The following is a 22,099-nucleotide window of genomic DNA, read 5'->3' on the forward strand; positions in this document are numbered from 1 at the left end:
GAACAAAGGGGCGAGCGCGCTTCTATGGCGCACCCGCCCCGTTGCCAACTGCGGAGTTGGTGCAGGACAGCGCTCGTCCTGAGCGGAGGCTCCCTGGAGCCGCAGGCGAAGGGCGTTGATGCGGGTTAACGCCCCTCGACTTCGCTCCGCTACGCTCAGGACGAGCGAATTGAGCGCGGCAGGATCAGGCGACCGGCTCGGCCTTGTTCTGGCCGGCAGCCGCCGCGACCTCGGCCGCAAAGTCGCTCTGCTGCTTCTCGATGCCCTCGCCCAGCTGGAATCGGACGAATGCCTTGAGCGTGATCGGCGAACCGGCGTCCTTGCCGGCGGAAGCCACGACCTCGGCGACCGGGGTCTTGTTGTCCATCACGAACAGCTGGCTGACGAGCGCGTTTTCCTTGCGGAACTTGGCGATCGAGCCTTCCACCATCTTCTCGACGATGTTGGCCGGCTTGCCGCTCTCGTTCGCCTTCTCCTGGGCGATGCCGCGCTCGCGCTCGATCAGCGCCGGATCGAGATCCTCGGCGTTGAGCGCCAGCGGATTGGCAGCTGCGATGTGCATGGCGATCTGCTTGCCCAGAGCCTGCAGCGTTTCCGCAGGAGCCGCGCTCTCCAGCGCGACCAGCACGCCGATCTTGCCGAGGCCGGTCGCCGCCGCATTGTGGACGTAGGACACGACCGCGCCCTGCGAAACCTCAAGCACCGCAGCCCGGCGCAGCGACTGGTTCTCACCGATGGTCGCAATGTTGTTGGTCAGCTTCTCGGCGACCGTGCCGCCGCCCGGATAGGCCGCGTCGTTCAGCGCCTCGATATCGCTTCCGGTCTCCAGCACGATCTGCGCGACGTTGCGGACGAACTCCTGGAAGGTCTCGTTCTTGGCGACGAAGTCGGTTTCCGAGTTCACCTCGACAACGGCACCCTTGGTGCCCTGGACGGCGACGCCGACCAGGCCCTCGGCTGCCTGACGGCCGGCCTTCTTGGCGGCGGCGGCGAGGCCCTTGGCGCGCAGCCAGTCAATCGATGCTTCCATGTCGCCGTTGTTCTCGGCGAGCGCCTTCTTGCAGTCCATCATGCCGGCGCCCGTGCGCTCGCGCAGTTCCTTGACGGCAGCGGCCGTGATCTCAGCCATGTTCGTGCTCCTCTTGATCTTTGAGCGCTCGTCCCGAGCGGAAGACCCGGACGTGGTCCGGGGCTGAAGTCGAGGGGCGTGCCACAGCTACGGCGCCCCTCGATTGCGCTCGGGACGAGCGAAATACGTATTTGTCTAAGCGACAGCCGCTTCCATCGGCGGCTCGGCCATGGAGCCGATGTCCTCGCCGCGGGCCGAAGCACCGCCCGACCGGCCGGCGGTGGCCGCACCGGCAACCGCTTCGCAGTAGAGGCGGATCGCACGGCTGGCGTCATCGTTGCCCGGAACCGGGAAGGCGATGCCGTTCGGGTTCGAGTTGGAATCGAGGATCGCAACGACCGGAATACCCAGCACGTTGGCTTCCTTGATCGCCAGCTCTTCCTTGTTGGTGTCGACGACGAACATCACGTCCGGCAGGCCGCCCATGTCGCGAATGCCGCCGAGGCTCTTCTCCAGCTTGTCGCGCTCGCGGGTCAGCTGCAGGACTTCCTTCTTGGTCAGGCCGGCGGTGTCACCCGACAGCTGCTCCTCGAGGCTCTTCAGCCGCTTGATCGAGTTCGAGATCGTCTTCCAGTTGGTGAGCATGCCGCCCAGCCAGCGGTGGTTGACGAAATGCTGGCCCGAAGCCTGCGCTGCCTCGGCGACCGCGTCCTGCGCCTGGCGCTTGGTGCCGACGAACAGCACCTTGCCGCCGCGGGCGACGCTCTGCTGAACGAAGTCCAGAGCGCGAGCGAACAGCGGAACGCTCTGCGACAGGTCGATGATGTGGACGCCGTTCCGCTCGCCGAAGATGTACGGCTTCATGCGCGGGTTCCAACGGTGGGTCTGGTGGCCGAAGTGGGCACCGGCCTCAAGCAATTGCTGCAGCGTGACGACAGTTGCCGCCATAGGGATAACTCCTTCCGGTTAGTCCTCTGGGAAGCGGGAACATCGTGGGGCCAAGGCTCCCCGATGCACCGGGCTATGTTGCTTCCCATGCGGGTTGAGGCGGCGCCCCTAGCGGAGGTTGCCAACGGGCGCAACCATCAAAGCGGCTTGACAGGAGGGAACAGAACGGGAACATTGGCGGAGAAGCACGGTTTCTCGCTCCGAAATGGAACCCAAGCGAATCGGACCGTGTTGAAGAACAAAAGAGGATGCCGACGATGCTGACCGCTCTTGTGACCCTGCCCTTCCTCCTCGCCCTGGCACTGTCCGCAGGCGTGCTCGCCCAGCTGCTTAGGGAGGATGGCGACAAGATGCTGGCCGCGCTCAAGGGCGAATCGCTGATGGCCAGGCCGGTGCTGACAACCCGCCCGGTGACCGTCCGGCTGAGCCCCCGCCCGCAGCGGGTTGCGGTCAGGCCGTCTGCGCCGCAGTGGCGCGCCGCCGCTTGACCCGCGCGTAGGAGGCAAGGCCCAGCGGGATCGTCGCCAGGTACATGGCGCTGATCGCCAGCAGGGTGAGCCACGGCTCCACGACCAGGGCCGCGCCCAGCAGGGCGACGAACGCCAGGGCGAAAATCCGGGCTGCGGGACGGATGCGGATGCTCCCCCAGGTGTAGGTCGGAATGGACGAAATCATCAGCAACGCGATGAACAGGGTCCAGGGCATGACCACGGTCCAGTTGCGGAACAGGTCTGCCCCGCTCACCAGCCACAGGTAGATGGGAACGAACGCCAGCCCTGCGCCTGCGGGAGCCGGCACTCCCGTGTTGAAGCCCGCCGACTTGTGCGGCTGCTCGGCCGCATCGATCCGCGCGTTGAACCGCGCCAGCCGCAACGCGCAGCAGACCGCCAGTGCCAGCGCGGCGATCCAGCCGAACCGGGGGGCGCTGCTCAGCGACCAGAGGAACAGCACCAGAGCCGGCGCCGTGCCGAACGCAATATTGTCCGCCAGGCTGTCCAGCTCCGCTCCGAATTTGCTCTGCGCCCGCAACAGGCGCGCGATTCGGCCGTCCATGCCGTCGAGCACCCCGGCCAGCACGATCGCGCCGAGCGCCTTGTCCCACTCGCCCCCGATCGCGAAGCGCACTCCGGTCAGCCCGAAGCAGAGCACCAGCGCCGTGACCGCATTCGGCACCATGGCGCGGAACGGAATGCCGCGCCGCGCCACGTCGCCGCTGGTCATTGGGCTGTCCCGGTCAGCGTCTTGTCCGCCCCGATCTCCGCCAGGATCGTCTCGCCCGCGATGGTCCGCTGGCCGAGCAATACAAGCGAACTCGTGCCGGCCGGCAGGAACACGTCCACCCGGCTGCCGAACCGGATGAGGCCGATCCGCTCGCCGGCGGCCACCTGGTCGCCTTCCTTCACGAACGCGAGGATGCGCCGCGCCACCAGGCCCGCGATCTGGGTAAAGCCGATCTTCAGCCCGTCCGGCCCCTCGACCAGCATGTACTGACGCTCATTGTCCTCGCTGGCCTTGTCGAGGTCCGCGTTTACGAACTTGCCCGGCACATAGGCGACGCGCTTGACCCGCCCAGCGATCGGCGAGCGGTTGATGTGCACGTCGAACACACTCATGAAGATGGACACGCGCGTGAACTCGCCCTCACCCAGCTCCTGCCGCAGCTGCGGCGGCGCCGGCACCCGCGTGATCATCGTGACGAGGCCGTCCGCCGGGGCCACGACCAGCTTGGGATCGACCGGCGTGGTCCGCACCGGATCGCGGAAGAAGGCGGCGACCCAAACCGTCAGGCCGATCAGCAGCCATCCCAGGAACGGGCTGATGCCCCAATAAACCAGCAGCGCCACCGCCGCCGCGATCACCACATATTTGCGCCCCTCCGGGTGAACCGAAGGAAATCGCCACTTCACCGCAGTCAGCTGACTGTCGGGCTTTTCGATCTGAGCCATGCGGCTCCCCTACCCTCCACAGTCTGAGCCAGCAACTGCCCCCGTCCACCGGCGTTGCCATCCCGAGCCTCCCGCCGTAAGGCGCCGCCCGAAATCCAGCACATCGGAAGAGGCAATGGCCAAGATCAAGGTGAAGACCCCGGTCGTCGAGCTCGACGGCGACGAGATGACCCGCATCATCTGGCAGTGGATCCGCGAACGGCTGATCCAGCCCTACCTCGACATCGACCTCAAATATTACGACCTGTCGATCGAGAACCGCGATGCGACCGAGGACAAGGTCACGGTCGAAGCCGCCAACGCGATTAAGCAATATGGCGTGGGCGTGAAGTGCGCCACCATCACCCCGGATGAGGCCCGCGTCGAGGAATTCGGCCTCAAGAAGATGTGGAAGTCGCCCAACGGCACCATCCGCAACATCCTGGGCGGCGTCGTCTTCCGCGAGCCGATCGTCATCGCCAACGTCCCGCGCATCATCCCAGGCTGGACCGACCCCATCGTGGTCGGCCGCCACGCCTTCGGTGACCAGTACAAGGCGACCGACTTCCGCGTGCCGGGCCCGGGCAAGCTGACCATCAAGTTCACGGGCGACGACGGTGAGGTCATCGAGCACGAGGTGTTCGAGTTCGAGAGCGCCGGCGTCGCCATGGGCATGTACAACGTGGACGAAAGCATCCGCGACTTTGCCCGGGCGTGCCTCAACTACGGCCTGCAGCGCCGCTGGCCGGTCTACCTGTCGACCAAGAACACGATCCTCAAGGCCTATGACGGCCGCTTCAAGGACATCTTCGAGGAGATCTACCAGGCCGAGTTCAAGGCCGACTTCGACAAGGCCGGCATCGAATACCAGCACCGCCTGATCGACGACATGGTAGCCTCCGCGCTCAAGTGGTCGGGCAAGTTCGTCTGGGCCTGCAAGAACTATGACGGCGACGTCCAGTCGGACCAGGTCGCGCAGGGCTTCGGCTCGCTTGGCCTCATGACGTCCGTGCTGATGACGCCCGACGGGAAGACCATCGAGGCGGAAGCGGCGCACGGCACGGTTACTCGCCACTACCGCATGCACCAGCAGGGCAAGGCGACCTCGACCAACCCGATCGCGTCGATCTTCGCCTGGACCGGCGGCCTCAAGTTCCGCGGCCGCATGGACGAGACGCCCGACGTGGTCCGTTTCGCCGAGACCCTGGAGCGCGTCTGCGTCGAGACGGTCGAAGCGGGTCAGATGACCAAGGACCTCGCCATTCTCGTCGGCCCGGACCAGCCCTGGATGACGACGGAGCAGTTCTTCGAAGCCATTCGGGCCAACCTCGAAAAGGCGATGGCCGAAGAGAGCGTCGCCGCCTGACCTGCTACGCCGCGAGCGGGGACGTCACCTGCTCGCGGCGAATGCCCATCGCGATTGCCCGCCCCGGGACGCGTCGAAGCGCGGGGAACCGCTGCAGCAACAGCAACGGCAGCGGCACTCCCTGATAAGCCCCGCGCCGCTGCAGCACCGGCGCGAGCACGCGATCCTGTGCGATCTTCTGGACCGCCTGGATCAGCTGCGTCGAACGCTGCCGCCGGCGCTGCACCTTGCCGAGCAGATGGTCAACCGAACGGCCGCGCGCCAGCGGCTCTGCCAGCACATTGGCGGCCGCGACTGCGTCTTGGATCGCCAGGTTGATCCCGATCCCGCCCATCGGCGACATGGCATGGGCCGCATCGCCGATTGCCAGCAGCCCCGGCCGGTGCCAGCGGGTCAACCGGTCCAGCGAGACTTCCAGCAAGTGGAGGTCGTCGAGCGAGCGCAGGTCGCCCGCAATAGTCCCCAGCCGCGGCTCCGTCTGCTCGATGGCCGCAACCATCGCCGGCAGCCCCGCCCTCTTCAGCGCCGCCGCCTGTCCTTTCGGAAAAACGAAGGCGCACTGCCAGTATTCGCCCCGATCCACCCGCACGAGGATGCGCCCCGCCTCCACGGCGATCCTCAGCGTCCCTTCCTCCTGCGTGCGCTTCGGCAGCTCGAACCAGAAGACGTCGATCGGCGAGCCCAAGTCCTTGACCGGCAGCAGCTCGTCGACCCGCACGATGCTGCGCCGTCCGTCTGCTGCCAGCACCAACCGGGTGCGAATCCGCTCGCCACTGTCCAGCCGCGCGCCGGCGATCCGCTCGCCCGCCTCTTCCAGGCTCCGCACGGACGAGCCCATGGTCAGCCGAAAGCCCGGATAACGGCTCGCCTCCTCTCGCAGGAAATCGAGAAAATCCCACTGCGGCATCATCGCGATGAACGGCGTGGCGCTCCGCACATGGCTCAGGTCCCCGACGGACATCTCGCGCCCGCCGATCCGCAGCTCCGCCCGGCTCAGCCGCTGGTGCGGCCGTTCCAGGAAGCGCTCCCGCAGCCCGAGCTCGCCCAGCACGTCCATGGTCGATGGGTGCACCGTGTCACCGCGGAAGTCGTGGAGGAAGTCGCCATGCTTCTCGACTACCCGCACGCTGCACCCGGCACGCGCGAACAGCAGGCCCGCCATCAGGCCCGCGGGTCCCGCGCCCACGATCAGCAGGTCGACCTCAGTTGCGATCAGATCTTCTCCAGCGCGTCCGGCTTGTGCGCCGCCTGCTTGCCCTCGTCCGTTTCCACCAGATACTCTGGATTGTCCTTGGACGCGGCCACGTGATGGCCCTTGATCTCGCATGCGCTGGTCAGCTTCTTGACCACCTTGCCGTGCGACGTCCCGCCCGAGCTGTGCCACTTCACGCGGTCGCCGGCCTTGAAGCTTTTCTCCGCCACTTCTGCTCTCCTGCCACGATGAAAGCCAAACGCCGCTTCTGCTCGCTTGGCTCCGGCCCTTCCGCCTGCTTAATGAGTTCATGGCGGCAGAACTGGGCGGACCTGGACTTCACGACGCGCTGGTGATCCTCGGCGCCGCCGGCGTCGTGATCCCGGCCTTCTCCCGCCTGCGCATCTCACCGGTGATCGGGTTCATCCTGGTGGGGGCGGCCATCGGCCCCGCCGGCCTCGGCTCGCTCACGCCAGCCTACCCCTGGCTCGACACGGTCACGATCGCCGACCGGGAGCGGATCGAGCCGTTCGCGCAGTTCGGCATCCTGCTCCTGCTGTTCGCCATCGGGCTGGAGCTGAGCTTCCGAAGGCTGATCGCTATGCGACGGACCGTCTTCGGCCTGGGTGGAGCGCAGATGCTGGCGACCGCGCTGCTGGTCGGCGGCGCCCTGCTCCTGCTGGGACGCTCGCCACCGAGCGCCGCTGCGCTGGGGCTCGCTCTCGCCATGTCCTCCACGGCGCTGGTGATGCCGATCACCGGGACCACCAGCCCGGTCGGCCGCGCCGCGGTCGCCATGCTCCTGTTCCAGGACCTCATGCTGGTCCCGATCCTCTTCGTGCTCGACGCCAAGGGCGCATCGGGCGAACTGGCGACCGTCGCGCTTGGCGGCGTCCTCGTCGTCGCCGCGCTGCTCTTGCTCGGCCGCCTCATCCTACCGCCGCTGTTCGCGCAGGCCGCCCGGACCAAGAGCCCCGAACTGTTCCTGGCCGTCAGCCTGCTGACGGTCATGCTGGCCAGCCTTGCCACCGGCGCGGTCGGTCTCGGCGCCGTCATGGGCGCGCTCATCGCCGGTCTGCTCATCGCCGAGACCGACTACCACGCCGAGGTCGAAGTCATGACGGCACCGCTCCGTGGCCTGGCGCTCGGCATATTCCTGATCACCATCGGCATGCGGCTCGATCTCGCGACCTTCGCCTCTCAGTGGGGCTCGATCCTGCTCGCCACCGCTGCGGTGCTCTCCATCAAGAGCGTCATCGTCATGGCTCTCCTGCACCTGCGCGGCGCCGGCCGAGCCACCGCGGTGGAGACCGGCTTCCTCATGGCCAGCCCATCCGAGTTGACGCTGATCGTCCTCGGCTCCGCCGCCGCCGCCGCCGTGATCAGCCCCGAACAGGCGAACTTCTGGACGGTGGTGACGGCCCTCGGCCTGACGCTGACGCCCCTGCTCGCCTTCGTCGGCCGCAAGCTGTCACGGCGGATCGATCCCGAGGCGCTGGCCAGCACCGCAGGCGACACGCAAGGGCTGACCCTGATCCTCGGCTTCGGCCGGGTCGGTCGCCTGGTCGCCGACATGCTCGAGACTCACGGTCGCCCCTACCTCGGAGTGGAGGGGGACGTGGACAGCGTCACGCATGCCCGGCGAGACGGCTACAAGGTCGTGTTCGGTGACGTCAGCCGGGGTGATGCCGTGGAGCGTTTCGGGCTGACCAAAGCCGCAGCGGTCGTGCTCACCATGAACGATCCGGTCCTCACGATCCGCCTCACCCGCCAGATCCGCAAGGCCTGTCCACAGCTCACCATCGTAGCGCGCGCCCGCGACAACGCCCACGCCGCCCAGCTCTACAAGGCCGGCGCGACCGATGCTGTGCCGGAGACCCTCGAAGGCTCGCTGCAGATGTCGGAAGCCGTGCTGGTCGACATCGGCGTGGCCATGGGCCCAGTCATCGCCTCCATCCACGAGAAGCGCTCGGAACTGCGCGCCGCGATCCGCGAAGAAGGCGACCTGGAGCACGAGCCCGCCCTCGGCCGCCGCCGGGCGCGCGATCGTCTCGCTTAGGCGGTGACCTTCGCCAGAGTGTCCCTGACCGCCGCCAGGGCCTCCCCGGCCTTCTCGCCGTCCGGCCCGCCGCCCTGCGCCATGTCCGGACGCCCGCCGCCGCCCTGACCCCCAAGCGCCGCAACCGCCGCCTTGACCAGGTCCACCGCGCTCAACTGGTCAGTGAGGTCGGCGGTCACTCCAACGGCAACGCTGGCCCGGCCCTCGTTGACCGCGATCAGCGCTCCCACGCCGCTGCCGAGCCGCTGCTTCAGCGCGTCCACTTCCCCGCGCAGCGACTTGGGGTCGAGCCCTTCGACCACCTGCCCCAGGAAGTTCACGCCCGCGACGACTTCCGGCCCCGCGACTTGGGCCTGCGCGCCGCCGCCCATCGCCAGCGCCTTGCGGGCCTCTGCCAGCTCGCGCTCCAGTCGGCGCGCATTCTCCACCAGCGCAGCGACGCGGGCCGGCGCCTCGTCCGGGGCAGCCTTGAGGCTGGCCGCAATCTCGCGCAGCCGCTGGTCCCGCGCGAGCAGCCATTGCCGCGCTCCCTCACCCGTCAGCGCCTCGATCCGCCGCACCCCGGAACTGACGGCGCTTTCCGACACGATCTTGAACAGCGCGATGTCGCCCAGCGCGCTGACATGCGTGCCGCCGCACAGCTCCACCGAATAATCGCGCTCGCCCGCCAATCCCATGGAGAGCACGCGCACTTCGTCGCCATACTTCTCGCCGAACAGCGCCATGGCGCCCTGGCCGATCGCCTCGTCGGGGGTCATCAGGCGGGTGGTGACCGGCTGGTTGTGCCGGATGTGCCAGTTCACCTCCGCCTCGATCGCCGCAATGTCGTCGGCACTGATCGCGGACGGGTGCGAAAAGTCGAACCGCAGTCGGTCGGGCGCCACCAGACTGCCCTTCTGCGTGACGTGCCCGCCCAGCCGGTGGCGCAGCGCGGCATGCAGCAGGTGCGTCGCCGAATGGTTCGCCCGCGTCGCCCTCCGCCGCTCCTCGTCCACGCTCTGGTGCAGGGTCTCGCCGACGCTGACCTCGCCCCTGGCAACCCGCGTGTGCAATACGTGCAGCCGGCCAAGCGGCTTCGACGTGTCCGCAACCTCGCCTTCGAAGCCCTTGAGACTGGTCAGTTTTCCCGCGTCGCCAACCTGTCCGCCGCTCTCCGCGTAGAAGGGCGTCTGGTTGAGCAGCAGCTGCACCGTCTCGCCCTGACGCGCGCTCTCCACCCGCTGACCATCACGCACGATGGCCAGCACCACGCCCTCGCCTTCATGCCCCGAATAGCCGGTGAACTCGGTCGATCCGAACTCCTCCGCCAGGTCGAACCACAGCTCGTCCGACGCTTTTTCGCCCGACCCCTTCCAGGCCGCCCGCGCCTTGGCCTTCTGCTCGGCCATCGCCTTGTCGAAGCCGTCCCGGTCCACCGCCAGCCCCTGCGCCCGCAGCGCATCCTCGGTGAGGTCGTAGGGAAAACCGTAGGTGTCGTAGAGCTTGAAGGCCGTCTCGCCCGGCAGCGTCCCGCCCTCGGGCAAGGACGCCGTCGCTTCGTCCAGCAGCTTGAGCCCGTTCGACAGAGTCTGCCGGAAGCGCGTTTCCTCCTGCTGGAGCGTCGCCTCGATCAGCGGCTGCGCCCGGACCAGCTCGGGGTAGGCCGCCCCCATCTCCGCCACCAACGCCGGCACCAGCCGATGCATCAACGGCTCGCTCGCGCCCAGCAGGTGCGCGTGGCGCATCGCCCTGCGCATGATCCGGCGCAGCACGTAGCCCCGACCCTCGTTCGCCGGCAGCACCCCGTCGGCGACCAGGAAGCCCGAGGTGCGCAGGTGATCGGCAATCACCCGGTGGGACGCCGTCTTGTCGCCCTCGGCCCTAGTCTTGCTGAACTCTTCGGACGCATGGATCAGCGCCTTGAACGTGTCCGTGTCGTAATTGTCGTGCACGCCCTGCAGCACCGCCGCGATGCGCTCCAGTCCCATGCCGGTGTCGATGCTCTTGCTCGGCAGCTCGGATACGATCTCCCCGCCCGCCTGCTCATATTGCATGAAGACGAGGTTCCAGATCTCGACAAAGCGGTCGCCGTCCTCGTCCGGGCTGCCTGGAGGGCCGCCGGGGATGTGGTCGCCGTGATCGAAGAAGATCTCCGAGCAGGGCCCGCACGGGCCATCATCGCCCATGGCCCAGAAATTGTCCTTGGTCGGGATACGGATGATCCGGCTGTCCGGCAGCCCCGCGATCCGCTTCCACAGGTCGAAGGCCTCGTCATCGGTGTGATAGACCGTGACCGTCAGCCGGTCCGCGGCAAGCCCCCACTCCTTCGTGACCAGGTTCCACGCCAGTTCGATCGCGCGATCCTTGAAGTAGTCGCCAAACGAGAAATTCCCGAGCATCTCGAAGAAGGTATGGTGCCGCGCCGTGTAGCCGACATTGTCGAGGTCGTTGTGCTTTCCGCCCGCCCGCACGCACTTCTGGCTGCTGGTCGCGGTCGAATAGGGCCGCGTCTCGAGGCCGGTGAACACGTTCTTGAACGGCACCATGCCCGCGTTCACGAACATCAGCGTGGGATCGTTCTGCGGCACCAGCGGCGCGGACGGCTGGCGCGAATGGCCGTTGCGCTCGAAATAGTCGAGAAAGGAGCGGCGGATATCGTTGGTCGAGGTCATGGCCCGCCTCTATCATGCCGATGCTGCGCTGCGAAAGGCGGCAAGTGTGGGCCTGCCATCCCGTTCATGGTAAAAGGACCGAGTCTCTGATCCCTGCACCAAAGGAGGAGGCGACGATGCAGAATCCTCTATTCGAACCGGGCGGCTGGGCCGACCGCCATTCTAGCCGGATGCTCAGCGTCCTGCGGATCGTGACAGCACTCCTGTTCCTCTCCCATGGCATGTCGAAAATCCTCGGCATCCCCATGAGTTCGGCAAGTTTTCCGCAGCCATGGACCCTGCTGTGGATCGCCGGCATGCTGGAGCTGATCGGCGGCGCTTTGCTGCTAATCGGCCTGCTCAGCCGGCCCGTCGCCTTCCTGCTCGCGGGCGAGATGGCGGTCGCTTACTGGATGGTCCACGCGCCGGACGGTTTCTGGCCCGTCCTCAACGGGGGCGAGGCGGCCATCCTGTTCTGCTTCATCTTCCTCTACGTCTTCTTCCGCGGACCGGGCCCGTGGAGCGTGGATTGCTGGCTCCAGCAGAGGCAGGCCGCCGAGGGGCCGGACAGCTACTACGAGGGCACCCGGCACAGTCACGCGGGAGGACGGGAACCCGCGGAGTAGGGGTTACAGACGCTTGCCGTAGATGACCTTGCCCTCACCAGGTCGGTAGAAGTCATCGATCGCGGCAAGCCTCTGATATCGTAGCCGCTCATAGAATCGTCGCGTTCCGTCGAACGCAGGATCGGCTGAGGTTTCCACCAACAGCAGGTGACCCCCAAGGTCTTGCGCTACCCGCCTCTCCACCGCGGTCAGAAGTTGAGCGCCGACGCCCTGGCCCTGGCGGTCGGGGTGAACCGCAACGAGCAACTGGTTCCAGGTCCCCGCTGTCATCCGCTCAGGCTCGACGAACACCACACCGATGGCGTCCCCGTCCTCGAAGGTTAACCAGAAGCTCTGGTCCGAACCGTCGAGGTATGGCCGCATCATGCCGGCGAGCATCTCGCCCGGGAACAGCCCGGTTGCGTCGACCACACGGCTCAGCGCCGGAAGGTCATCCTCCCTGGCTGCCCGTACGCCCACTACCGCGCCAGCTTCTTGTAGCTCGTCCGGTGCGGGCGGTCCGCTTCAGGTCCGAGCCGCCGCCGCTTGTCCTCCTCATAGGCCTCGAAGTTCCCTTCGAACCATTCGACGTGGCTGTCGCCCTCGAACGCCAGGATGTGCGTCGCCAGCCGGTCGAGGAAGAAGCGGTCGTGGCTGATGACCACGGCACAGCCCGCGAAATTCTCGATCGCCTCTTCCAGCGCGCCGAGCGTCTCGACGTCGAGATCGTTGGTCGGCTCGTCCAGCAGCAGCACGTTGCCGCCCGCCTTCAGCATCTTGGCCATGTGCACGCGGTTGCGTTCACCGCCCGACAGCTTGCCGACATTCTTCTGCTGGTCAGGACCCTTGAAGTTAAACGCGCCGACATAGGCGCGGGTCGAGGCGTCCTGCCCATTGACCTTCATGTAATCGAGGCCGTCCGAGATCTCCTCCCAGACGTTCTTCTTGGGATCGAGATGATCCCGGCTCTGGTCGACATAGCCCAGGCGCACGGTCTCGCCGATCTCGATGGTGCCGCTGTCCGGCTGTTCCTTGCCCGTGAGCAGCCGGAACAGCGTGGACTTGCCCGCTCCGTTCGGACCGATCACCCCGACGATGCCGCCCGGCGGCAGCGTGAAGCTCAAATCCTCGAACAGCAGCTTGTCGCCATAGGCCTTGGAGATGCCATTCACCTCGATGACCTTGCCGCCGAGGCGCTCGGGCACCTGGATCACGATCTGCGCCTTACCGATGCGCCGGTCGTCCTGTGCGTCCTGCAGCTGCTCGAACTTGCGGATACGCGCCTTGGACTTGCTCTGGCGAGCGGCCGGAGTCTGCCGGATCCACTCCAGCTCGCGCTGCAGCGCCTTCTGCTTGCCGCTCTCCTCGCGCGATTCCTGCTCCAGGCGTTTCGCCTTCTTTTCCAGATAAGTGGAGTAGTTTCCTTCGTAAGGATAGTAGCTTCCGCGATCGAGCTCGAGGATCCATTCCACCACATTGTCGAGGAAGTAGCGGTCGTGGGTGATCATCAGCACCGCGCCCACATATTCCTTGAGGTGGTTCTCCAGCCACTGCACGCTCTCGGCATCCAGGTGGTTGGTCGGCTCGTCCAGCAGCAGGATGCTTGGCTTTTGGATCAGCAGCCGGGTCAGCGCGACGCGCCGCTTCTCGCCGCCCGACAGGTCCTTGACGCTCCAGTCGCTCGGCGGGCAGCGCAGCGCCTCCATCGCGATCTCGAGCTGGTTGTCGAGCGTCCAGCCGTCGACCGCGTCGATCTTCTCCTGAAGCTCGCCCATTTCCGCCATCAGCGCGTCGAAGTCGGTGTCGTCCTTAGGGTCGCCCATCTCCGCGCTGATCGCGTTGAACCGGTCGACCATGTCGGCCACTCCGCGCGCGCCGTCCTTGACGTTCTCCAGCACCGTCTTGGTGGGGTCCAGCTCCGGCTCCTGCGGCAGATAGCCTACCGTGATGTTCTCGCCCGGCCAGGCCTCTCCCGTGAACTCCGTGTCGAGCCCTGCCATGATCTTGATCAGCGTCGACTTGCCGGCACCGTTCGGCCCGACGATGCCGATCTTCGCACCCTGGTAGAATTGCAGGCTGATGTTGTTGAGCGTCGGCTTGGGAGCGCCGGGAAAGGTCTTCGTGAGGTTCTTCATCACGAAGGCATATTGAGCGGCCATGGGGTCGCAGGTCCTTGTCTGTACGAGTTACGGGGATTGCGCGCGGACTTAGGGGATGGCGCGGCAGATTTCCAGCCGCACCGCCTGAACGGTTCCCGCTCCGGAGCTCAGTCGCGCCCGACCATCTCGTGAGCGCCCGCGAAGCGATAATGCTTGAACTGATCCCGCAGGGTCTTCTTGCTGAGCTTGCCGGTCGCCGTGTGCGGCAGTTCGTCCACGAACTCGATGGCGTCGGGCTGCCACCATTTGGCGATGTGCTCGGACAGGTGGGCGCGGATCGCCGCTTCATCTACCTCGCTGCCTTGGGCGCGCACGACCAGCAGCAGCGGCCGCTCGTCCCATTTCGGATGTGGGATCCCGATGGCCGCCGCCTCCGCCACGCCGGGACAGCCGACCGCGCAATTTTCAAGGTCGATCGAGCTGATCCACTCCCCGCCGGACTTGATGACGTCCTTCGCCCGGTCGGTGATCTGCATCGTGCCGTCGGGATGCAGGACCGCGACGTCCCCTGTGTCGAACCAGTTGTCCACGTCTGCGGCGTCCCGCTCCTCCTTGAAGTAGCGCTTCACCACCCACGGCCCGCGGATCTGAAGCCGGCCGCTCTGCTTGCCGTCGCGCGGAAGTTCATGGCCCTCGTCGTCGACGATCCGCAGGTCGACCCCGAACGGAACCCGTCCTTGCCGTGCCACAAACTCCATCTGTTCGGCATCGGTCATGCTGTCCCAGTTCGCCGGCGGAGCGCCAAGCGTCCCGATGGGCGAAGTCTCCGTCATGCCCCAGGCGTGGCCGACGTTGACCCCGCGGTCCCGGAACCACTTGATCATGGCGCGCGGCGCCGCGGATCCTCCGATGGTGACGCTCCGCAGGCTTGCGAGGGACTCGCCCGTCTTCTCAATATGTTCGATCATGCCGAGCCAGACCGTGGGAACGCCCGCGCTATGGGTGACACCCTCGGTCCGGAACAGGTCGCACATCTGCGCCGGTCTATAGTCCGCCGACAGCACGAGCTTGCACCCGACCATCGGCGCCGCCCACGGAACGCCCCAGGCATTGGCGTGGAACATCGGCACGATCGGCAGCACGACTGAGCGTGCGGAAAGATCGAAGACGTCCGGCGCCACCTCGGCCATCGCGTGCAGCATGGTCGAGCGATGCTCGTAGAGGACTCCCTTGGGATGACCGGTGGTCCCCGACGTGTAGCAGAGCCCGCACGGGTCCCGCTCATCCCCGTCGATCCAGGCGTAATCGTCATCCTCGGCGCTCAGCCACTGGCTCCAGTCATCGCCGTCGAAACAGATGTAATGCTCAATGGTTTTCCACTGGTCTTTCAGCGCGTTCACCAGTGGAGTGAAGGCCTTATCGTAGAACAGCACCCGGTCTTCCGCGTGATTCGCGATGTAGGAAAGCTGGTCCGGGAAGAGCCGCGGGTTGATGGTGTGGAGGACTCCGCCCATGCCGCACACGCCGTACCAGGCGGTCAGGTGGCGGTCGTGGTTCATCGCCAGCGTGGCGACACGGTCGCCCTTGCGAATCCCCAGGCGCTCCAGCCCCTTGGCCATCCGCCGCGCCGCGCCTGCCACCTCGGCCCAGTTTGTCCGGGTGATGCTCCCGTCCGCCCAGTTCGACACGATCTCGCGCCCGCCATGCTCGCGCTCGGCATGGTCCACCAGCCGCATGACCCGAAGCGGCCAATCCTGCATCGCGCCCAGCTTCATCCCCACCTCCACCCGTGTAAGTTCGAAGGTGACTCGTTCAGCTCACATGCGCAAGGCTGGCCGTGAAGCCGTACGGCTCGCTTAGAAGGGCATCTGGAACCCGGGCGGCATCGGCAGGGCGGCACTCATCTTCTGCATCTCGGCGTTCGCAGCCTGGTCCGCCTTGGCGCGAGCGTCGTTCAATGCCGCCGCGATGAGGTCCTCCAGCATCGTCTTCTCCGACGGCTGCAGCAGGCTCTCGTCCAGGTCGACGTTGATGATGCGACCCTTGGCACTGGCCCGGATCTTCACCAGGCCGCCACCCGACTGCCCCTCGACCTCGATCTTCTCGAGGCTTTCCTGCGCCTTCTGCAGTTCGGCCTGCGCATTCTGCGCCATCTGCATGATCTCATCAAAGCTGGGCATGGTTCGCACCTTTCGTGGAAACGGATTCGAGCGTTGCGCCCGGGAAAGCGGAAAGCACGGCAGCCACGTTCGGGTCCGCCAGCACGGCGGCGCGTGCCCGCTCCTCGGCCATCTGCTCCTGCTGCAGCAGCGAGGGCTCGGCCTCGCCATCGCTCAGCGTGACCTTCCAGCCGCGGCCGGTGACCTGTTTCAGCACGTCGCCAAGTTCACGCGGGAAGTTGGTGCCCAGCGGCCGCAGTGGCTTGAGCTCCAGCTCTCCGCTCGCAAACCGCACCAGGCCCACCTGATCGTGCAGCTGCTGGGACAGGAGGGCCTTGCCTTTCGCCTCCAGCAGCTTGACGAGGTCCGCGAAGCTCTCTGGACCCTCAGCGTGCGCGGGTGACGCGGCACTCGCCGGCGCGGACCTTGCCGGAGCACCCGCCACGGCCACAGCGCCCTCACCGCCCTGCAACCGGGCGATTAGCGCCGCCGGGTCCGGCAGCTCGGCTGCATGCACCACCCGCAGCAGCGCCATGGCGGCCGCCTCCTGCGGATCGGGCGCGACCTGGACGTCCGTCAGTCCCTTCAGCAGCAGCTGCCACAAGCGGTGCAGAGTCGCCCAGCCGAGCTTGCCTGCCAGGTCCGCCGCCGCCTCGCGCTCCTCGGCCGAAGCCAGCACGTCGCCGCCCGCTCCCGCCTTCGCGCGAGTGACCGCATGCACGCTCTCCATCAGCCCACGCAGCAGCGCCGACGGATCGATCCCCAGCGCATGAGCCGAATCCAGCTGCTCCAGCACCGCCGCCGCATCGCCACTCAGCAAAGTCACAAGCAGCTGGCGCGTGCGTCCGCGATCCGCCAGTCCGAGCATCGCCCGGACCTGCTCCGCCGTCACCTTGCCCTGCCCGTGCGCGATCGCCTGGTCGAGGATCGAGAGCCCATCGCGAGCCGAGCCTTCCGCCGCCCGCGCGACGACCGCCAGCGCCTCCGGCTCGACTTCGATTCCCTCCGCCTGCGCCACCCGCGCGAAATGCTCGGCAAGCTTCTCCGCCGGGATCCGCCGCAGGTCGAAGCGCTGGCACCGCGACAGGACGGTCACCGGGACCTTGTTCACCTCGGTGGTGGCGAACAGGAACTTCACATGCTCAGGCGGTTCCTCAAGTGTCTTCAGCAACGCATTGAATGCGCTCTTCGACAGCATGTGGACTTCGTCAATGATATAGATCTTGAAGCGCGCCGAAACCGCCGAATAGCGCACCGCCTCGATGATCTCGCGGACGTCGTCCACGCCCGTGTGGCTGGCCGCGTCCATCTCGATCACGTCGATATGGCGCCCTTCCGCGATCGCCCGGCACGGCTCGCACACCCCGCACGGATCGATGGTTGGCCCACCTTTCCCATCCGGACCGATGCAATTGAGCGCCTTCGCCACCAGCCGCGCGGTGGAAGTCTTCCCCACGCCGCGCACCCCCGTCATCAGGAACGCATGCGCGATCCGGTTCTGGGCGATGGCATTTCCCAGCGTCTGCACCATCGCATCCTGCCCGATCAGTTCGGCAAAGCTCTGCGGCCGGTACTTGCGCGCCAGCACCCGATAGGGCGACGCAGCCGCACTCTTCTCCAGCGGCTGCGCGGGCAGGTCCAGGCCGAGGCCGGGTTCTTCCTGAAGCGATTCGTCGTCGGTCATCGGGTCCGGTTGTAGGCGGGTTTCCTCCCGCCCGTCATCACTTGCCTGATGGACAGCCCTTCGCCATATGCGCCGCGGGAGTCGGGCGGACGAGGCTGTCGCCAACCTGGTCAGGTCCGGAAGGAAGCAGCCACAACGATTTCGTCTCGGGTCGTTCCGGCTCCCACCCACAAGCTGCCGAGTGCAGCGCAGCAGCACGAAGAGCCAGCGAGTGTCGGCCGGCCTGCGGCAAAGCCGAAAGGACCGACGTCACGGGATTCACTCCCGTGACGGCCCTTCCACTAGCAAGCCGCTCCCCCCTTGCGCCCACGCTGAGCCTGTCGAAGCGTTGAACGACCGAAGAGCACCTTTCGACAATAACCCTTCGACAAGCTCAGGGTGAGCGCAACCGAGCCTCAACCCCAATCCACCACAGCCCCCGGCATCCGCACCGTCAGCTCCTCCAGCTCCTCCGACAGCACGATCTGGCACGCCAACCGGCTCGTCCGTGTCACGTGCGCCGCCAGGTCAAGCAGGTCGTCCTCCTCCTCGGATGCCGGCGGCAGGCTGGCGAAATCCTCCGCGGCCACGATGACGTGACAGGTCGAGCAGCTCATCTGCCCCTCGCACGTCCCCTCGAGCGGCTGGCCGGCGGCCTGCGCGACGTGCAGCAGCACCGACCCTGGAGCCGCCTCCACCTCCCGGTCAAGCGCCCCATCGGCCTTGAGGAACCGCACCAGCGTCATGCCGCAAGTCCTTGCTGCGCCTCGGCCGCCGCGTTGATCCGCCGGCACGCGGCCACCAGCTCCTCCTCCGACGTATAGCGCCCGAACCCCAGCCGCACGGACGCGCGCGCCTGGCCGTCACTCAAGCCCAGCGCCCGAAGCACATGGCTCGGTCGCCCCGAGCCGCTCGCGCAGGCGCTCCCCAGGCTGAACGCAATATCCCGCAGATCCGAGATCAGCCGCGCGGCGTCCAGTCCCTCGCGGCGGATGTTGAGATTGCCCCGGTACCGCGCCTCGGTGCTGCCGTTGACGCTCCACGCCGGCCCGAGCGCCTCCCGCGCCGCGGTCCACAGCCGCTCCACGTGCGCCGCATCCTCTGTCCGTCGCTCCAGCGCCAGCTTTGCCGCCGTCCCGAAACCCGCCACCAGCATCGGCGACAGGGTTCCCGACCGCAGCCCCTGCTCCTGGCCACCGCCATGGATCAGCGGCTCGAGCCGAATCCCGTCCCGAATCCACAAGGCCCCGATCATCTTCGGCCCATGGATCTTGTGCGCGCACGCCGTTACCAGGTCGGGCCCGTCCGGAACGTCCATCCGCCCGAAGCCCTGCACCGCGTCGCACAGCATCAGCGCTCCGGCCGCATGGGCGATGGCGGCAACCTCGGCGACGGGCTGGATCACGCCGATCTCGTTGTTGACCAGCATGACCGCGACCACCAGCGTCCGCTCGTCCACCGCCGCACGGACCGCGTCCAGGTCCACGATTCCGTCTGCGCGCACCGGCAGCCGGACCACCTCCAGCCCTCGCCCCTCCAGCCATTCGCAGCTATCGAGCACCGCTGCATGCTCCGTCGCGACCGTGACGATCCGCCGCCGCTCGCCCGTCGCCTGCTCGGCCAGGCCCTTGAGCGCCCAGTTGATCGCCTCCGTTGCCCCCGACGTGAACAGCACCTGCCCACCCGCCGGCATGGCCATCGCCACCAGATCCCGAGCCACGGCGATCGCCGCCGCCGCTTCCCGCCCCCAGCGATTGGGGCTGTGCGGATTGGCGAACTTGTCGAGCCACGGCTCCATCGCGGGGCGAACCTCCGGCGCCAGCGGCGTCGTCGCTTGGTAATCGAGGTAGATCATGCTGCCCGCGCCGCTGCCCGGTCCGCGATCCGGCGGAACTCGGCGGCGAACGCCCGGACCTCCTCCGCCGCCGTCTGCGGCCCGAAGCTGATCCGGATGGTCGACGCGGCCACTTCCTGCGGGACCCCCATGGCCGCGAGCACATGGCTCGGCTTCATGCTCCCGCTGGAACAGGCGCTCCCCGCCGACACCGCGAACCCTGCCAGGTCCAGCTGCACCAGCAGGCTCGCGCTCGTGAGCCCGGGCACCGCATAGGCGCCGATTGCCGGACTCCGCTCCGCCCCGGCAGCAACGGCCGACAGCCCAAGCTCACTTTCGAGTTGCCCCCGCAGATCGGCCAGACGTGGCATGGCGGCCCGGAACGCCCCCGCCTTCAAGGCCGCGGCGAACCCGGCCGCCGCCGGCAAATTCTGGGTGCCCCGGCGATAGCCCCGCTCCTGCCCGCCCTCGGCTTTGAGGCTGCCGAGACTCTTCACCAGCAGCGCCCCAATCCCCGGTGGCCCACCCAGCTTGTGCGCCGACACGGCGATGAAGTCCGCTTCGGGAAGGTCCAGCTTGCCCGCCGACTGCGATGCATCGACCAGCAGCAGCGACCCAGCCGCCCGGACCTGTTCGCCAAGAGCCGCGACCGGCTGAACGACCCCCGTTTCGTTGTTCACATGCTGGATCGCGACCAGCGCTGGCCCGTCTGCGAGCGCCGCATTGAGCGCGCCCGCATCGATCATCCCGTCACCACCGACCGGCAGCACGCGAGCTCCCTCGCCCATGGCGGCAAACACCGCGTCATGCTCGGTCGCCCCCAAGAGCCGTCCAGGCACGCCCGTCCGCCCGGCGATCGCCAGCGCCTCGCTCGCGCCCGAAGTGAGGATGACGTCATGCCGCCACCCGAGCGCCTCCGCGATTGACGACCTCGCCTCCTCCAGCGCCGCGCGCGCCGCGCGTCCCTCGGCATGCGGGGACGACGGGTTCGCCCACCGGTCCATCGCTTCGGCGACGGCAGCGCGCGCTTCCGGCAGCATCGGCGTGGTCGCCGCATGATCGAGATAAATGCGCTTCTTCAACGATCGCCTACGCGCCGATTGCCTGTTTTCCGCTGCGGCCTATATAGGCGCGCAACACCGCCGCACAGTGTCCACAGCGTTGAGAGCCTCATGCCCGAAGTGATTTTCCCCGGTCCCGAAGGCCGTCTCGAAGGCCGTTTCCACCCGGGACTGCGGCCGCGGGCACCTGTCGCGCTGATCCTGCACAGCCATCCGCAGGCCGGCGGCACGATGAACAACAAGATCGTGCAGCTGCTCTACCAGACCTTCGTGAAGCGCGGTTTCGCCACCCTGCGGTTCAACTTCCGCGGCGTGGGCAAGAGCCAGGGCGTGTTCGACAACGGCATCGGCGAACTGTCCGACGCTGCCAGCGCGCTGGACTGGGTGCAGCAGATCCACCCCGAAGCGGAGCAGACCTGGGTCGCCGGTGTTAGCTTCGGCGCCTGGATCGGCATGCAGCTGCTGATGCGCCGGCCGGAGATCAAGGGCTTCATCTCCATCGCGCCGCCCGCCAACATGTACGACTTCAGCTTCCTCGCCCCTTGCCCGTCCTCGGGTATCATCATCCAGGGCGAAGCGGACGAGGTGGTGACCCCGCCCGCCGTCCAGAAGCTCGTCGACAAGCTTCGGACCCAGAAGCACATCACCATCCACCACGACACGATACCGGGCGCGAATCACTTCTTCGCAAACGAGCTCGACCTCCTGATGAAGAGCGTCGACGGTTACCTCGACATGCGCCTGTCGCAGCCGGTGCCGCCCCCGACCATCGCCGGCAAGCGCTAGCCGGCCAGGCTGCCGGGTCCGGGCACGGCCCAGATCAGCACGTTGACCAGGATCACGAACCCGGCGGCGATCATCAGAACGCCCTGCTTCCGGTGCTCCCGGCCCCAGGCGAACCGGGCCCCGGCGATCATCAGCACCAGCGCCGAGATGGTCGCGATGGACAGTGTCGCTGCCGCCAATCCGCTCATCCGATTTCTCCCGCCCGCATATACCGCCCCTTAACCACCATCCGGCAATAACCGGCCGATGATCGGAGAGGACCAGCAGCGCAAGCTCGAAGAAGCATTCGAACGCATCGAGGAAACGATCCTGCCCTGCATCGCCATGATGCTCGAGACCCTGCTGGACGCATCCGCCAATCTCGCCAGCGTCGATCCCAAGGCCCTCGCCGCCGAACTACAGACCCTCGCCGCCGAGCTCGAGGAGCTGACCCGCACCGTGGAACGCTCCTCCCCAGTGCAGCTCGGGCCGGGCGCCTACCGAACGGGCACGATCTAGACTCCAGGCGCTCACCTTTGAGCCTGGCGATCGAAGCCTGCCGACTTAACTGCGCTCACCCTGAGCCTGTCGATCGAAGCCTTCCGACTTAACTGCGCTCACCCTGAGCCTGTCGATCGAAGCCTTCCGACTTAACTGCGCTCACCCTGAGCCTGTCGAAGGGTGTTCCCCCCCGAGCGCGCTTCGACAAGCTCCCTTCCACCAA

The 22,099-nt window shown here is 67.1% G+C and carries 22 protein-coding genes and 1 other RNA gene; 7 read left to right on the forward strand and 16 right to left on the reverse strand.

What is annotated here, in order from left to right:
• Positions 1-184: 184 nt before the first annotated feature.
• On the reverse strand, positions 185-1,129 hold the full coding sequence (tsf, locus tag JT720_RS13225) for a translation elongation factor Ts (protein WP_205481775.1): 945 nt from the start codon (positions 1,127-1,129) through the stop codon (positions 185-187).
• A gap of 135 nt (positions 1,130-1,264) precedes the next feature.
• On the reverse strand, positions 1,265-2,017 hold the full coding sequence (rpsB, locus tag JT720_RS13230) for a 30S ribosomal protein S2 (protein WP_205481776.1): 753 nt from the start codon (positions 2,015-2,017) through the stop codon (positions 1,265-1,267).
• Positions 2,018-2,274: 257 nt separating this feature from the next.
• On the opposite strand from rpsB, the gene JT720_RS13235 reads away from it, so the two are divergent.
• Positions 2,275-2,505, forward strand: coding sequence for a hypothetical protein (locus JT720_RS13235; RefSeq protein WP_205481777.1), 231 nt, complete (start codon positions 2,275-2,277; stop codon positions 2,503-2,505).
• Here the strand turns inward: JT720_RS13235 and JT720_RS13240 are convergent.
• Complete coding sequence (locus JT720_RS13240) at positions 2,468-3,238, reverse strand: CDP-alcohol phosphatidyltransferase family protein (RefSeq protein WP_205481778.1); 771 nt, start codon at positions 3,236-3,238, stop codon at positions 2,468-2,470. The genes JT720_RS13235 and JT720_RS13240 overlap by 38 nt on opposite strands.
• Positions 3,235-3,963 carry a phosphatidylserine decarboxylase gene (locus tag JT720_RS13245; protein ID WP_205481779.1) on the reverse strand — a complete coding sequence of 243 codons (729 nt, stop codon included), beginning with the start codon at positions 3,961-3,963 and terminating at the stop codon, positions 3,235-3,237. Before JT720_RS13245 ends, JT720_RS13240 begins: the two co-directional genes overlap by 4 nt.
• A gap of 115 nt (positions 3,964-4,078) precedes the next feature.
• On the opposite strand from JT720_RS13245, the gene JT720_RS13250 reads away from it, so the two are divergent.
• Entirely contained in the window at positions 4,079-5,308 is a 1,230-nt protein-coding gene (locus JT720_RS13250) for an NADP-dependent isocitrate dehydrogenase (protein WP_205481780.1), read from the forward strand.
• Between the two features lie 4 nt (positions 5,309-5,312).
• On the opposite strand, the gene JT720_RS13255 is transcribed toward JT720_RS13250, so the two are convergent.
• Together JT720_RS13255 and JT720_RS13260 are read right to left on the reverse strand one after the other, a co-directional pair.
• The gene (locus tag JT720_RS13255) at positions 5,313-6,524 is read right to left on the reverse strand and encodes an FAD-dependent oxidoreductase (RefSeq protein WP_272873225.1); all 1,212 of its coding nucleotides are present in this window, start codon (positions 6,522-6,524) and stop codon (positions 5,313-5,315) included.
• Positions 6,521-6,730, reverse strand: coding sequence for an HVA1 family protein (locus JT720_RS13260; RefSeq protein WP_205481781.1), 210 nt, complete (start codon positions 6,728-6,730; stop codon positions 6,521-6,523). The genes JT720_RS13255 and JT720_RS13260 overlap by 4 nt, the downstream gene beginning before the upstream one ends.
• Before the next feature lie 80 nt (positions 6,731-6,810).
• On the opposite strand from JT720_RS13260, the gene JT720_RS13265 reads away from it, so the two are divergent.
• Positions 6,811-8,559, forward strand: coding sequence for a cation:proton antiporter domain-containing protein (locus JT720_RS13265; RefSeq protein WP_205481782.1), 1,749 nt, complete (start codon positions 6,811-6,813; stop codon positions 8,557-8,559).
• Here the strand turns inward: JT720_RS13265 and alaS are convergent.
• Entirely contained in the window at positions 8,556-11,210 is a 2,655-nt protein-coding gene (gene alaS, locus JT720_RS13270; RefSeq protein WP_205481783.1) for an alanine--tRNA ligase, read from the reverse strand. The two genes, JT720_RS13265 and alaS, sit on opposite strands and share 4 nt — an antisense overlap.
• 116 nt (positions 11,211-11,326) lie before the next feature.
• On the opposite strand from alaS, the gene JT720_RS13275 reads away from it, so the two are divergent.
• A complete protein-coding gene (locus JT720_RS13275; RefSeq protein ID WP_237219999.1) occupies positions 11,327-11,815 on the forward strand; it encodes a DoxX family protein in 489 nt (162 codons plus the stop codon).
• 3 nt (positions 11,816-11,818) lie between these two features.
• On the opposite strand, the gene JT720_RS13280 is transcribed toward JT720_RS13275, so the two are convergent.
• From JT720_RS13280 to JT720_RS13300, 5 genes are all read right to left on the reverse strand, one after another.
• A complete protein-coding gene (locus JT720_RS13280) occupies positions 11,819-12,274 on the reverse strand; it encodes a GNAT family N-acetyltransferase (RefSeq protein ID WP_205481784.1) in 456 nt (151 codons plus the stop codon).
• Positions 12,274-13,953, reverse strand: a complete 1,680-nt coding sequence (gene ettA / locus JT720_RS13285) for an energy-dependent translational throttle protein EttA (RefSeq protein ID WP_205481785.1) — start codon at positions 13,951-13,953, stop codon at positions 12,274-12,276. The genes JT720_RS13280 and ettA overlap by 1 nt, the downstream gene beginning before the upstream one ends.
• 107 nt (positions 13,954-14,060) lie before the next feature.
• Positions 14,061-15,668 carry a long-chain fatty acid--CoA ligase gene (locus JT720_RS13290; protein ID WP_237220000.1) on the reverse strand — a complete coding sequence of 536 codons (1,608 nt, stop codon included), beginning with the start codon at positions 15,666-15,668 and terminating at the stop codon, positions 14,061-14,063.
• Between the two features lie 81 nt (positions 15,669-15,749).
• Positions 15,750-16,073 (reverse strand): YbaB/EbfC family nucleoid-associated protein, encoded by a 324-nt coding sequence (locus tag JT720_RS13295; protein ID WP_205481786.1) that lies wholly within the window; start codon positions 16,071-16,073, stop codon positions 15,750-15,752.
• Positions 16,060-17,736 carry a DNA polymerase III subunit gamma/tau gene (locus JT720_RS13300; RefSeq protein WP_205481787.1) on the reverse strand — a complete coding sequence of 559 codons (1,677 nt, stop codon included), beginning with the start codon at positions 17,734-17,736 and terminating at the stop codon, positions 16,060-16,062. The genes JT720_RS13295 and JT720_RS13300 overlap by 14 nt, the downstream gene beginning before the upstream one ends.
• A 73-nt stretch (positions 17,737-17,809) precedes the next feature.
• Between JT720_RS13300 and ffs the strand changes: the two genes are divergently transcribed.
• Positions 17,810-17,907, forward strand: an RNA gene (ffs, locus tag JT720_RS13305) — signal recognition particle sRNA small type.
• Positions 17,908-18,131: 224 nt separating this feature from the next.
• Here the strand turns inward: ffs and JT720_RS13310 are convergent.
• The 3 genes from JT720_RS13310 to JT720_RS13320 are packed head-to-tail and all read right to left on the reverse strand — an operon-like array spanning position 18,132 to position 20,631.
• Entirely contained in the window at positions 18,132-18,461 is a 330-nt protein-coding gene (locus JT720_RS13310) for a 2Fe-2S iron-sulfur cluster-binding protein (RefSeq protein ID WP_205481788.1), read from the reverse strand.
• Positions 18,458-19,570, reverse strand: coding sequence for a cysteine desulfurase family protein (locus JT720_RS13315; protein ID WP_205481789.1), 1,113 nt, complete (start codon positions 19,568-19,570; stop codon positions 18,458-18,460). Before JT720_RS13315 ends, JT720_RS13310 begins: the two co-directional genes overlap by 4 nt.
• Entirely contained in the window at positions 19,567-20,631 is a 1,065-nt protein-coding gene (locus JT720_RS13320; protein WP_205481790.1) for a cysteine desulfurase family protein, read from the reverse strand. The genes JT720_RS13315 and JT720_RS13320 overlap by 4 nt, the downstream gene beginning before the upstream one ends.
• A 90-nt stretch (positions 20,632-20,721) precedes the next feature.
• On the opposite strand from JT720_RS13320, the gene JT720_RS13325 reads away from it, so the two are divergent.
• Positions 20,722-21,396: an alpha/beta hydrolase gene (locus JT720_RS13325; RefSeq protein ID WP_205481791.1), complete on the forward strand. Its 675-nt coding sequence runs from the start codon at positions 20,722-20,724 to the stop codon at positions 21,394-21,396.
• On the opposite strand, the gene JT720_RS13330 is transcribed toward JT720_RS13325, so the two are convergent.
• Positions 21,393-21,584 carry a hypothetical protein gene (locus JT720_RS13330; protein ID WP_205481792.1) on the reverse strand — a complete coding sequence of 64 codons (192 nt, stop codon included), beginning with the start codon at positions 21,582-21,584 and terminating at the stop codon, positions 21,393-21,395. The two genes, JT720_RS13325 and JT720_RS13330, sit on opposite strands and share 4 nt — an antisense overlap.
• Positions 21,585-21,642: 58 nt before the next feature.
• Between JT720_RS13330 and JT720_RS13335 the strand changes: the two genes are divergently transcribed.
• A complete protein-coding gene (locus JT720_RS13335) occupies positions 21,643-21,894 on the forward strand; it encodes a hypothetical protein (protein ID WP_205481793.1) in 252 nt (83 codons plus the stop codon).
• The last annotated feature ends 205 nt before the right edge of the window (positions 21,895-22,099 follow it).

Source organism: Sphingomonas arenae, from assembly GCF_016924655.1.
In the GTDB taxonomy this organism is placed as follows: domain Bacteria; phylum Pseudomonadota; class Alphaproteobacteria; order Sphingomonadales; family Sphingomonadaceae; genus Sphingomicrobium; species Sphingomicrobium arenae.